Source organism: Protofrankia sp. CiP1_Cm_nod4, assembly GCF_982290645.1.
The window spans coordinates 58222-70195 of the sequence record NZ_CEVIVC010000003.1 but is presented as its reverse complement, the minus strand read 5'-3'; the positions used below and the strand labels follow the sequence as shown (position 1 = coordinate 70195).

At 73.4% G+C, this 11974-nt stretch carries 10 protein-coding genes; all 10 read left to right on the top strand.

Going from position 1 to position 11974, the window contains the following annotated elements:
* On the top strand, nucleotides 1-923 hold a 923-nt coding region (truB, locus tag AC5LSR_RS01665; protein WP_493468072.1), incomplete at its 5' end, for a tRNA pseudouridine(55) synthase TruB.
* A gap of 2 nt (nucleotides 924-925) precedes the next feature.
* A complete protein-coding gene (locus AC5LSR_RS01660; protein ID WP_250292386.1) occupies nucleotides 926-1882 on the top strand; it encodes a bifunctional riboflavin kinase/FAD synthetase in 957 nt (318 codons plus the stop codon).
* A gap of 141 nt (nucleotides 1883-2023) precedes the next feature.
* A complete protein-coding gene (rpsO, locus tag AC5LSR_RS01655; RefSeq protein ID WP_250282247.1) occupies nucleotides 2024-2293 on the top strand; it encodes a 30S ribosomal protein S15 in 270 nt (89 codons plus the stop codon).
* A gap of 214 nt (nucleotides 2294-2507) precedes the next feature.
* The gene (locus tag AC5LSR_RS01650; protein WP_250282249.1) at nucleotides 2508-4709 is read left to right on the top strand and encodes a polyribonucleotide nucleotidyltransferase; all 2202 of its coding nucleotides are present in this window, start codon (nucleotides 2508-2510) and stop codon (nucleotides 4707-4709) included.
* A gap of 9 nt (nucleotides 4710-4718) precedes the next feature.
* Nucleotides 4719-6032: a M16 family metallopeptidase gene (locus AC5LSR_RS01645; RefSeq protein WP_250282251.1), complete on the top strand. Its 1314-nt coding sequence runs from the start codon at nucleotides 4719-4721 to the stop codon at nucleotides 6030-6032.
* The gene (dapB, locus tag AC5LSR_RS01640; protein ID WP_250282253.1) at nucleotides 6029-6796 is read left to right on the top strand and encodes a 4-hydroxy-tetrahydrodipicolinate reductase; all 768 of its coding nucleotides are present in this window, start codon (nucleotides 6029-6031) and stop codon (nucleotides 6794-6796) included. Before AC5LSR_RS01645 ends, dapB begins: the two co-directional genes overlap by 4 nt.
* Before the next feature lie 40 nt (nucleotides 6797-6836).
* Nucleotides 6837-7271, top strand: coding sequence for a hypothetical protein (locus AC5LSR_RS01635; protein WP_493468071.1), 435 nt, complete (start codon nucleotides 6837-6839; stop codon nucleotides 7269-7271).
* Nucleotides 7272-7289: 18 nt separating this feature from the next.
* A complete protein-coding gene (locus tag AC5LSR_RS01630; protein WP_250282256.1) occupies nucleotides 7290-9005 on the top strand; it encodes an Hsp70 family protein in 1716 nt (571 codons plus the stop codon).
* 10 nt (nucleotides 9006-9015) lie between these two features.
* Nucleotides 9016-11121 carry a hypothetical protein gene (locus AC5LSR_RS01625; RefSeq protein ID WP_250282258.1) on the top strand — a complete coding sequence of 702 codons (2106 nt, stop codon included), beginning with the start codon at nucleotides 9016-9018 and terminating at the stop codon, nucleotides 11119-11121.
* A 117-nt stretch (nucleotides 11122-11238) separates the two neighbouring features.
* Nucleotides 11239-11967 carry an FAD-dependent thymidylate synthase gene (gene thyX / locus AC5LSR_RS01620; RefSeq protein ID WP_250282284.1) on the top strand — a complete coding sequence of 243 codons (729 nt, stop codon included), beginning with the start codon at nucleotides 11239-11241 and terminating at the stop codon, nucleotides 11965-11967.
* The last annotated feature ends 7 nt before the right edge of the window (nucleotides 11968-11974 follow it).

The following is an 11974-nucleotide window of genomic DNA, read 5'->3' as shown; positions in this document are numbered from 1 at the left end:
AAGGCCCGGCTGTGGAAGGCCTGGTCGTGGTCGACAAGCCGGCGGGCTGGACCTCGCACGACGTGGTCGCCCGCTCCCGCCGGATACTGCGCACCCGCCGGATCGGCCACGCGGGCACGCTCGACCCGATGGCCACCGGCGTGCTGGTGCTCGGGGTCGGCCGGGGCACCCGGCTGCTCGGTCATCTCGCCCTGACGGGCAAGGTCTACGAGGCGACGGTGCGGCTCGGCGTGTCGACCACCACCGACGACGCCGAGGGGGAGGCGCTCGCCGTCGCGGACGACGCCGTCGCCCAGGCGGCGGCCGCCGACCAGCCGCGCCTGGCCGCCGCCATGGCGGCGCTCACCGGTGAGATCGACCAGGTCCCGTCCGCGGTCAGCGCGGTGAAGGTCGACGGGGTGCGGGCCTACGCCCGGGTGCGCGCCGGGCAGGACGTCGTCCTGGCGGCGCGCCGGGTGACGGTGAGCCGCTTCGACCTGCTCGCCCGCCGCGGGACGGATCTCGACGTGGCCGTGGCCTGCTCCAGCGGCACCTACGTGCGGGCGCTGGCCCGCGACCTGGGCGCGGCGCTGGGCTGCGGCGCCCACCTCACCGCCCTGCGGCGGACGTCGGTGGGCTCGTTCGGCCTTGCCGGGGCGGTCACGCTCGACACCCTCGCCGAGCGGGGGGCGGCCGCGCTGCGTCCGCTGGCCGGCGCGGTCGGCGCGCTGTTCCCCCGCCGCCAGGTCGACGCCGACGAGGCAGGTGCGATATCTCATGGCCGCCGGCTGCCGCCGTTCGGCGTGCCCGGCCTCTATGGTGTCTTCGGCCCTGCTGGTGAGCTGCTCGCCCTGGCCCAGGACACCGCGGGGGCCGGCCGGCCGTTGGTGGTTTTCACGCCGCCTTCCACCCCTGGGCCCGCGGAGATCCCGATAGGCTTCTGAACGTGCAGTGGTGGCGTGAGGTGCGCAATACGCCGGACGACTGGCCCGGCGGTGTCGTGACGATCGGTTTTTTCGACGGCGTCCACCGCGGCCACCAGCAGATCATCACCCGTGCGGTCGAGCGGGGGCGTCAGGCCGGCGAGCCGGTCCTGGTGCTGACCTTCGACCCGCATCCGGCGGAGGTCATCAGTCCAGGCAGTCACCCACCGTTGTTGACCACTCCTGATTTCAAGATCGAACTGCTGGGCCGCCTGGGTGCCGACGCCGTGTGCGTACAGTCGTTCACGCCCGAGTTCAGCCTGATGCCGGCGGCGGACTTCGTCCACGGCATGCTGCGGCCCCGGCTGCGGCCGAGTGTGGTGGTGGTCGGCGATAACTTCACCTACGGCCACCGGGCGGAGGGGAACCTGGAGAGCCTGCGCCGCGCCGGCGAGGCGGCGGGCTTCGCGGTGGAGGGCGTCCGGCTCGTGCGCGAGGACGACCATGTGCTCTCCTCCACCCACATTCGGGCTCGTATCGCCGAGGGTGACGTGGCGACGGCGGCGCGTGCGCTCGGCCGTGACCATCGGGTCGAGGGGACCGTGGTGCACGGGGACGCGCGCGGGCGGACCATCGGATATCCGACAGCGAACCTGCGCACCACCCGGTACGCGGCGGTGCCGGCGGACGGCGTCTACGCCGGGTACGTGCTGCGGGCCACCGAGCGTCATCCGGCGCGTCACCCGGCGGCGATCTCGATCGGGACGAACCCCACGTTCGATGGCGCCGACCGCCGGGTCGAGGCGTACCTGCTCGACTTCGACGGCGATCTCTACGGCGCCCAGCTGGCGTTCGAGTTCACCGAACGGCTGCGCCCGACCCTGCGTTTCGACTCCGTGGGCGACCTCGTCACCCAGATGGCCGCCGACGTGACCGCCACCCGCAAGATCATCGCGGTAGCGGGCCCGGGGCACCGGTAGCCGTGGGACGCCGGCGGACGCAGGTCGGGCAGTACCCGCTGGGTTGGTAAGCTTCGACACCAGACGAGCGTGGTGTGTCCGTCAGCCCGGGTGGGGAAGACCCCGGGCGCGCATCCCGCCCGGTGACGAAAGAGGTTTCGCATGCCGCTCGCGAGCGACGTCAAGCAGCAGATCCTGTCCGAGTACGCCACGGTCGAGCGGGACACCGGCTCCCCCGAGGTGCAGGTGGCGATGCTCACCCGGCGGATCAGTGACCTGACCGAGCACCTGAAGATGCACAAGCACGACCATCACAGCCGGCGGGGCCTGCTGCTGCTGGTCGGGCGCCGGCGGCGGCTGTTGAACTACCTCGCCAACACCGACATCAGCCGGTACCGGTCGCTGATCGAGCGGCTCGGGCTGCGGCGGTAGCGGCGGAGGCGGGGATAGCGATGGGGAAGCGATGTCGTATGTGAGGCGATGTCGCTTCCATTGATCTGACCGGGTCCGTGACGGTGCGAGCTGTCGGTCCTCGGTGGTGGTGCCCGGGTGCTGGGCCGTACGAGGCGGTCGTACGGTGGACCCGGGGGCTTCGACTGAGCGCCGGCCTCCTCGGCGAGACGGACCCGGCCGATGTGGAGGAGGAATGGTGCCAGTAGAAGACCAGACGATCTCGGCCGAGGCAGTCATCGACAACGGTGCCGCCGGCCAGCGGACCGTCCGTTTCGAGACGGGCCGGCTGGCCCGCCAGGCGGCCGGCTCGGCCGTCGCCTACCTGGGCGACACGATGGTGCTGTCCGCGACGACGGTCAGCAAGCAGCCCAAGGAGCAGCTCGACTTCTTCCCGCTGACGGTGGACGTCGAGGAGCGGATGTACGCCGCCGGGCGTATCCCCGGCTCGTTCTTCCGGCGGGAGGGGCGTCCCAGCGAGGACGCGATCCTGACCTGCCGCCTGATCGACCGCCCGTTGCGGCCGTCGTTCGTCAAGGGCCTGCGCAACGAGATCCAGATCGTGGCGACAGTGCTCGCCCTCGACCCGGACACGCTCTACGACGTGGTCGCGATCAACGCCGCCAGCGCGTCCACGACACTGGCCGGGCTGCCGTTCTCAGGCCCGGTCGGGGCCACCCGGGTCGGCTATGTGGACGGGACCTGGATCGCCTTCCCGACCCACGCGGAGCTGGAGCGGGCCACCTTCGACATGGTTGTGGCCGGCCGCGTCCTCGACGACGGCTCCGACGTCGCGATCATGATGGTCGAGGCGGAGGCCACCGTGCAGACGATCCCGCTGCTCGCCGCGGGATCGTCCGCCCCGACCGAGGACGTCGTGGCCGCGGGCCTGGAGGCGGCCAAGCCCGCCATCCGGGAGCTGTGCCGGGCCCAGCGCGAACTGGCCGAGCGGGCAGCCAAGCCCACCCGTGACTTCCCGCTGTTCATCGACTACCACGACGACGTGCTGGAAGCGCTCACGATAGCGGTCGGTGACGAGCTGGCCGCGGCGCTGCGCATCGCGGGCAAGCAGGAGCGGGAGACCGAGCTCGACCGGGTCCGCCTGCTGGCCGCGGAGAAGGTCGTGGGCCAGTTCGAGGGCCGGGAGAAGGAGATCGGCGCGGCCTACCGCGCCCTGACCAAGAAGCTGGTGCGCCAGCGCATCGTCGCCGACGGCGTCCGCATCGACGGGCGTGGGGTCACCGAGATCCGCGAGCTGGCGGCGGAGGTCGACTTCATCCCCCGGGTGCACGGCTCGGCGCTGTTCGAGCGGGGCGAGACCCAGATCCTCGGCGTGACCACCCTGGCCATGCTGCGGATGGAGCAGACGGTCGACACGCTCAACCCCGACCGCACCAAGCGCTACATGCACAACTACAACTTCCCGCCGTACTCCACCGGGGAGACCGGCCGGGTGGGCTCGCCGAAGCGGCGCGAGATCGGCCATGGCGCGCTGGCCGAGCGGGCGCTGCTGCCCGTGCTGCCCAGCCGGGAGGAGTTCCCGTACGCGATCCGGCAGGTCTCCGAGGCGCTGGGCTCCAACGGGTCGACCAGTATGGGGTCGGTCTGCGCGAGCACGTTGTCGTTACTGAACGCCGGTGTCCCGCTCAAGGCCGCCGTCGCCGGGATCGCGATGGGGCTCATCCGCGAGGGTGACCAGTTCGTCACGCTCACCGACATCCTCGGTGCCGAGGACGCCTACGGCGACATGGACTTCAAGGTCGCCGGGACGCGGGAGTTCGTCACGGCCCTCCAGCTCGACACGAAGCTGGACGGCATTCCCGCCACCGTCCTCGCCGGCGCGCTCCAGCAGGCCAGGGCCGCGCGGCTGGCGATCCTCGACGTCATGGCCGAGGCCATCGACGGGCCGGACGAGATGTCCGCCCACGCGCCACGGGTCATCTCCGTCAAGATCCCGGTAGACAAGATCGGTGAGGTCATCGGCCCGAAGGGCAAGATGATCAATCAGATCCAGGCGGACAGCGGGGCCGAGATCACCGTCGAGGACGACGGCACCATCTACATCGGCGCGCAGGACGGCGTCTCCGCCGAGAGCGCTCGTTCGGCGATCAACGCGATCGCCAACCCGCAGCTCCCCGAGGTCGGGGAACGCTACCTGGGCACGATCGTCAAGATCACGACCTTCGGCGCGTTCGTCTCGCTGACCCCGGGCAAGGACGGGCTCCTCCACGTCAGCAAGCTCAAGCAGCTCTCCGGAGGGAAGCGGGTGGAGAAGGTGGAAGAGGTGGTCCAGGTCGGCCAGAAGCTCCAGGTCGAGATCACCGACATCGACAGCCGCGGGAAGATCAGCCTGAGCCCCGTGGTCGAGGACGCCGACGGCGTCCCGGTCGGGGCCTGACCGCCGCCGGTGACCGACACGGCTGTCATCAGGGCGGGCGAGGAGCTGCTGTCCGGCGGGGTCCGGCGGGTGATGCTGCCCGGTGGGCTGCGGGTGCTCACCGAGCAGGTCCCCGGGGTCCGCTCGGTCGCGATCGGGATCTGGGTCGGGGTGGGCTCCCGCGACGAGAGCCCACTGACGGCGGGCTGCTCCCACTACCTCGAGCACCTGCTGTTCAAGGGCACTCCCTCCCGGGACGCGCTCACGATCAGCGCGGCGATCGAGGCGGTCGGCGGTGAGCTCAACGCCTTCACGACCAAGGAGTACACCTGCTACTACGTGCGGGTGCTCGACAGCGACCTCGCCGACGCGGTCGAGGTGCTCAGCGACATGATCTCCCATTCGCTGATCACCGCCGACGACGTCGAGGCCGAGCGCGGCGTGATCCTCGAGGAGATCGCCATGCACGACGACGACCCGAGCGACGTCGTGCACGACGTGTTCTCCGCGGCCCTGCTCGGCGACACCGAGCTGGGCCGCCCGGTGCTGGGCACGACCGAGTCCATCGAGAACCTCGAGCGCGACACCATCGCCGAGTACTACCGCTCCCGGTACACCCTGTCGGACATGGTGGTCGCGGTCGCCGGCAACATCGACCATGAGCGGACGCTCGCGCTCGTCACCTCGGCCTTCGCCGACCGGCTGGGCGGGCTGGGCGCCCCGGCGGCGGCGCGCGGCGGTTCCTACACCTACCCCGACGCCGCGGGCGTGGTGGTCCACCGGCGTCCCACCGAGCAGGCGCACGTCGTGCTCGGCACCGTCGGGATGTCCCGCCAGGACGACCGCCGGTTCGCCCTGGGAATCATGTCCTCGGCCCTCGGCGGGGGGATGAGCTCCCGGCTGTTCCAGGAGGTCCGGGAGAAGCGCGGGCTGGCCTACTCCGTCTACTCGTTCGCCTCCCACTTCGCCGACGCCGGGCTGTTCGGCGTGTACGCGGGATGCGCGCCGCGGCGCGCCGACGACGTGCTCGCCCTCTGCCGCGAGCAGCTCGAGCTGATGGCGACGGCGGGCGTCACCGACGAGGAGCTGGCCCGGGCCAAGGGCCAGAGCCGGGGCTCCCTGGTGCTGGGCCTGGAGGACACCGGTTCGCGGATGAGCCGGATCGGCAAGAGCGAGCTCGTCCACGGCGAGCTGCTCTCCGTCGACGAGATACTTGCCCGGGTGGACGCGGTCACCCGCGACGACGTCCGGGCCGTCGCCGCCGAGCTGCTCACCCGTCCGCTCGCCCTGGGCGTGATCGGCCCGTTCGACGGCCACGACTTCGCGCGGGTGGTCGCGGCATGAGCTCCGCTCCCGCCGCCCCCGAGCGCCTGCGGGTCGGTGTGCTCGGCGCCCGCGGCCGGATGGGCTCGACGGTCCGCGCCGCCGTCGAAGCCGCTGACGATCTCTCCCTGGTCGCCGCGGCCGACGCCGGGGACGACCGCGACGCCCTGCGCGCCGCCCAGATCGTCGTCGACTTCACCCGCCCCGACGCCGTCATGGACAACCTGCGCTGGTGCGTCGACGCCGGCCTGCACGTCGTCGTGGGCACCTCCGGCTTTGACGCGCAGCGGCTGGCCACCGTGCGCGGCTGGCTCGCCGACGCCCCCGGGGTCGGGGTGCTGGTGGCCCCGAACTTCGGGGTCGCGGCGGTGCTCATGATCCATTTTGCCGCCCAGGCAGCCCGCTTCTTCGAGTCCGTGGAGATCGTCGAGCTGCACCATCCGGGCAAGCTCGACGCCCCCAGCGGGACGGCCGCCCACACCGCGGAGGCGGTCGCGCGGGCCCGGGCCAAGGCCGGGCTGGACCCGGCCGGCCCGGACGCCACCTCGTCCGCGCTGCCCGGGGCGCGCGGCGCGCGGGTCGGCGGGGTGCCCGTCCACAGCATCCGGCTGTCCGGGCTCGTCGCGCACCAGGAGGTGCTCTTCGGCGGCGCCGGCGAGACGCTGACCCTGCGTCACGACTCGTTGGACCGGACCTCCTTCATGCCGGGGGTGCTGCTCGGCGTGCGCCGCACGCCCGACCGGCCCGGCCTGACCGTGGGCCTCGAGGCCCTGCTCGAGCTGTGAGGCCCGGACCGTTGGGGCCGCGGCGGTGAAGGCCCGTCACGTGGTGGTCGTGCTGGTCGTCGCGGCGGTGTTCTACCTCGCCCTGATCGGCTGGCGGGGCGTCCAGCTGCTCACCGAGGACAGCTGGGCCGCGCGCGGGATGGGCGTGGGCGTCCTGCTGCTGCCCGTGGTGGGCGTGGCCGTCGTCGTCCGGGAGCTGCAGTTCGGCCGGGCGGCCGAACGGCTGGGCCGCCAGTTGTCAGCGGAATCCGCCGACGTCGCGACGCAGCTGCCGCGACGCCCCTCCGGCCGGATCGACCGCGCCGCCGCCGACGCGCTCTTCGAGACCCGGCGGGCCGAGACCGAGGCGGCCCCCCGGGACTGGCGGGCCTGGTACCGGCTCGCGGCGGCTTACGGTGACGCTGGGGACACCCGTCGGGGACGGCGTGCGATGCGCTACGCAATAGCTCTCGAACGCGCCGATTCCGCCGCGTGATCTCGATACGTTTCGGACATGAGCGCGGGCGTCGTCTACGGAATCGATCTCGGAACCACGTACAGCTGTGTTGCCCGGGTGAACCGGTTGGGGGAGCCGGAGGTGGTCCCGCTCTCCGACGGCGCCGCCACGCTGCCGAGCGTCGTGCTGTTCGTCGGGCCGGACGACTACGTCACCGGTGAGCCCGCCCGCCGTCTCGCCCGCGCCCGTGCCGACGACGTGTGCGCGCTGGTCAAACGCCGGATGGGCGACGGTGACTGGCGTTTCGTCAGCTCCGGGCGGGCCTGGTCGGCACCGGCGGTCAGCAGCCTGATCCTGCGGGCGCTGGTCGGCGACGTGGCCTTCGCCGCCGGCGAGTCGGTCCGCGACGTCGTCATCACCGTCCCGGCCTACTTCGGTGACGAGGAGCGCCGCGCGACGGTGCTCGCCGGGCAGTACGCCGGCCTCACGGTCGTGGACGTCATCAACGAGCCGACCGCCGCCGCGCTGTCCTATGGTTTCGCCCGGTTCAACGCCGACGCCTCCGGCGCCTCCGACGCGGGCCGGAGCGGGCGGGAGGGGCACGAGGAGGCCGCGCTCGTCTACGACCTCGGCGGCGGCACCTTCGACGTGACCGTCGTCGAGCTCGCCGACCGCCGGGTCTCGGTGGTCGCGGTCGACGGCGACCACCAGCTCGGCGGGGCCGACTGGGACGAGAAGATCGTGCTGTACCTGTCCCGGCAGTTCCTCGACGCCCATCCCGGCGCCGAGGACCCCCTCGACGACTCCGAGGCCGCCCAGGCGCTGCTGCTGGCGGCCGAACAGGCTAAGCGCGAGCTCAGCGACCGGACGCGGACAACGGTCCGGGTGGAGCACGACGGGCACGCGCTGACGGTGCCGTTCTCCCGGGACGACCTGGAGCGGCTGACCGCCGGCCTGCTGGAGCGGACCGTGACACTGGCCCGCTCCGTCCTGGCCGCGGCCCGGGCCCGCGGGGTCGCCCGGCTGGACCGGGTGCTGCTCGTCGGCGGCTCGTCCCGGATGCCGGCGGTGGCCCGCCGGCTGGCCGCCGAGCTCGGCGTGCCGGTGGAGCTGCGCGACCCCGACCTCGCGGTTGCCAAGGGCGCGGCCCTCTACGGGGAGAAGAAGGCCATCGAGCGGCTGGTGCTGGCCGACCTGGTGTCCCGGGGGCAGATCCTCGACGGCGCCCAGCCCGACACCGCCGCGCCCGAGGATCTCGCCGCCGCCTGCCGGCGCCTGGCGGACGCCTTCGGGCTGACCGCCGAGCGGGTCCGCCGCACCGTCGAGGTGCAGGTGGTCAACGTGGTCTCCCGCGGGTTCGGCGTGCTCGCGCTCGACCGTTTCGGCGAACGCTCCGCGGTGTTCCTCGTCCACCGCAACGACCGGCTGCCGATAGCGGTCAGGCGCAGCTTCGGCACCGTCCGCGACGATCAGGATGTTGTCACGGTTCATGTGGTGGAACAGGGCGGCGGTGCCGAGTCGACCCGGGTCGACGACGTTAAGATCATCGCACAGGCGGACATCACCGGGATCCCCCCGGGCTTCCCGGCCGGGACGCCCATCGAGATCACCTTCCGGATGGGCTTCGACGGCATCCTGGAGGTGACCGCGCTGCACGAGGGGCTGGCCGACCGTCCCCTGACCGTGCGGGTGGAGACCAGCGCGGCACTCAGCCAGGCCGACGTCGCCCGGGAACGGGACGCGGTGGCCCGGCTGCGCCGTCGGGAGGGCTGAAGGAGCGGGCGTGGAGGATTTCCAGCCTAACGACTACCGCAAGCGGGTCCTTGCCGTCGTCCAGGCCCGCGGTGGGGCCGGGCAGTCCGACCCCTTCGAGCTGTACGACATCCCGCTGGCGGAGGCCGACCGGCTCACCGACGCCGACGTCGCCGCCCGCGTCGAGGCGGTGTGGGCCTTCTGGCAGAAGTCCCGGGACCATCCCAAGTACCGAGGCCTGGTGCTCGCCCTGCTGGCCGCGCACGACCAGGCCGGCCCGGAGCTGCTCGACGCGCGCCGCCGCGGCCTGCTCGCCGAGCGGGTCCGCCGCGAGCGCGACGACCGGGACGGGCAGCGCTTCGCCGACCTCGACGCCGCCGTGGCCCGGCTGGTGCAGCGCTTCGGCGGCCTGCCCGAGGACAAGCTCCCCGGCCTGCGGCAGCTCGCCGCCGAGCGTGGCATCGACGCCGACGCCTTCGCCCTGCGGGTGCGCCGGTACAAGGTGCTGCCCGCCGGGACGCCGGCGCGTCCCGACCGTCCCGCCGTCGACCCCGACCTGCTCCGGCAGGTACGCGCCGACCTCGACGAGCTCGGCCGGCTGTCCGGGGAGACCCCGCCGACGAGCCTGCTCACCCTGCTCGGCCTGCCTCCCGAGGCCGACCGGGACGAGATCCGCCAGGCCCGGGACGAGTTCGCCGCCCGCAACCGCGAACGCCGCCCGGACCGCCGCCGCGCACTCGTGGACGACCTGCTGGCCGCGGTCACCGCCCTGCTCGTCGACGCCGACCCGGCGCTGTACCTGGACGCCCTGGCGGCCGACGTGACCGCCCGGCTGCGCCCGGCGGTGGCCGCGGCGGTGCTGGTCGAGGACGCCCTCACCCCACGGCACTACACGGGCTTCCTCACCGAGGCCGAGGAGCACGGCCTCGACCGGGGCCGGGCCGAGGCCGTGCTCGCCGAACTCGCCCGCGAGCACGGCGTCGACGTGCCGGACGCCCCCGTCCGGGCTCAGCCGGCCCGGCTGCCCCGGCCGGCCCAGCCGGCCCGACCGGCCCCGCCAGCTCAGCCGTCCCGGGCCACACAGTGGCTGGAACCGCTGGCCAGGGCCCGGGCCGCGCTACGGGCGGGCCGCCCGGTCGAGGCCCACGAGCAGGTCGCCGAGGCCCGGGAGCGGGCCGGGGAGCTGCTGCCCGCGATCCGGGCCGTCGCCGACGAGGTCGAGCAGGCCATCCGCGAGGCCGGGTCGCGGTGGCGGCAGGTCGAGGCGGCGCTGGCCGGCCGCAACCTGCGGACCGCCGCCCGGCTGCTCGACGAGCTCGCCCGCGACGCCGCCGACGTGCCCGGCCGGGACGGGCGCAGCGTCGCCGAGGAGACCGCGGCCGTCCGCGAGCAGCTCGCGCGCGCCGACGAGATGGTCGCCGCCGCCGGCCGCAGCCACGGCGCGCAGCGGGAGAGCCTGCTGCTGGAGGCACTGGAGATCGTCGCCGACCATCAGGCCGCCCGCGACGCCCTCGCCGTCACCGGGGTGGCGCCACCGGCGCGGGTGCGGGCCCGGCGTGCCGGCCGCGCCGTGGTGGTCACCTGGCAGCCGTCGCCGTCGGCAGGCACGATCAGGTACCGCGTGCTGCGGATCGGGCCGGACGGCGCCTCCCGCGCGGTCGGCGTCACCCAGGTCACCAGCATCGAGGACGGCGGGGTCGGCCCGGACGCGCCGATCCCGGTCTACGAGGTGCTCGCCGGCCGCTCCGGGCTGTGGTCCGCCCCCGCCCGGTCCGGCGCGGACCAGCCCGGCCCTGCTCCCGTCCTGACCGCGCCCGTCGCCCTGAACGCCGCGGACCGCCTCGAGCCCGCGACCGGTCTGCACCTCGCCGGTGACCTGCTGCGCTGGACCTGGCCGCCGGGCTGCACCGAGATGATGGTCGTCTGGCGCTCCGACGCGCCGGCCGGCACGGCGGACGACCCGGCCGCGCATCGCCGTAAGGTCACCAACGCCAGATACGACGTGGACGGCGGCCTCCCGGTGCCGGCCGAACGGCCGCTGCACCTGGCGGTGTTCGGATGCGTGCGCGACGGCGGGCGGCTGCTGGTCGCCAGCGTCTGCCCGCCGTCGGCCCGCCTGTGGGCGGCCGGGGGTTGACGGGGGGATGACCGTCGATCCTGGTCTACCACGGCCCGGCGCCGCCCAGAATCTAGGCCGCCGTAGGTCGCCATAGGTCCGGTCCGGGGCCAGTTGGCCGCAGGTTACGGTATGGGCATGCGCGTCCAGATCATCGCTCAGACGCAGTTCACCCCACCGGACGACGTCGACTGGTCCACCGATGCCGACGGTGGCCAGGCGCTCGCGGAGTTCGCCGGCCGGGCCTGTTACCAGAGCTGGTCGAAACCGAACCCCGCCACGGCCACGAACGCCGGCTACCTGCGCCACATCCTCGACGTCGGGCACCTGTCCGTGCTCGAGCACGCGACGGTGAGCGTGTACATCACCGGGGTCTCCCGGAGCCTGACCCACGAGCTGGTCCGCCACCGGCACTTCTCCTACAGCCAGCTTTCCCAGCGTTACGTACCGGAGCGGGACGCCGCCGTGATCGAGCCCGACGTCATCGCCGAGGACCCACGGCTGCACGAGCTGTTCACCGAGGCCGCCGCCGCCTCCCTGGAGGCCTACGGCAGGCTCCTCGAGGGGCTGGAGAAGCGGTTCGCCGACGTGGCGGCACCGACCTCCCGGCGCAAGCTCGCCCGGCAGGCCGCCCGGTCGGTGCTGCCCAACGCCACCGAGACCCGGATCGTGGTGACCGGGAACTACCGGGCCTGGCGTCACTTCGTCGCGATGCGGGCGAGCGAGGCGGCCGACGTCGAGATCCGCGCCCTGGCGGTGGCGGTGCTGCGTGAGCTCCAGCGACTCGCGCCGAATGTCTTCGGCGACTTCCAGGTGACCGCCCTGGACGACGGGACCGAGGTTGCGTCGAGCCCGCTCGCCGACTGAGGTGGAT

Bases quoted from the DNA above. Each gene is read 5' to 3' on its own strand.
- rpsO (WP_250282247.1), top strand. From the start codon at position 2,024: ATGCCGCTCGCGAGCGACGTCAAGCAGCAGATCCTGTCCGAGTACGCC.
- AC5LSR_RS01650 (WP_250282249.1), top strand. From the start codon at position 2,508: ATGGTGCCAGTAGAAGACCAGACGATCTCGGCCGAGGCAGTCATCGAC.
- dapB (WP_250282253.1), top strand. From the start codon at position 6,029: ATGAGCTCCGCTCCCGCCGCCCCCGAGCGCCTGCGGGTCGGTGTGCTC.
- AC5LSR_RS01630 (WP_250282256.1), top strand. From the start codon at position 7,290: ATGAGCGCGGGCGTCGTCTACGGAATCGATCTCGGAACCACGTACAGC.
- thyX (WP_250282284.1), top strand. From the start codon at position 11,239: ATGCGCGTCCAGATCATCGCTCAGACGCAGTTCACCCCACCGGACGAC.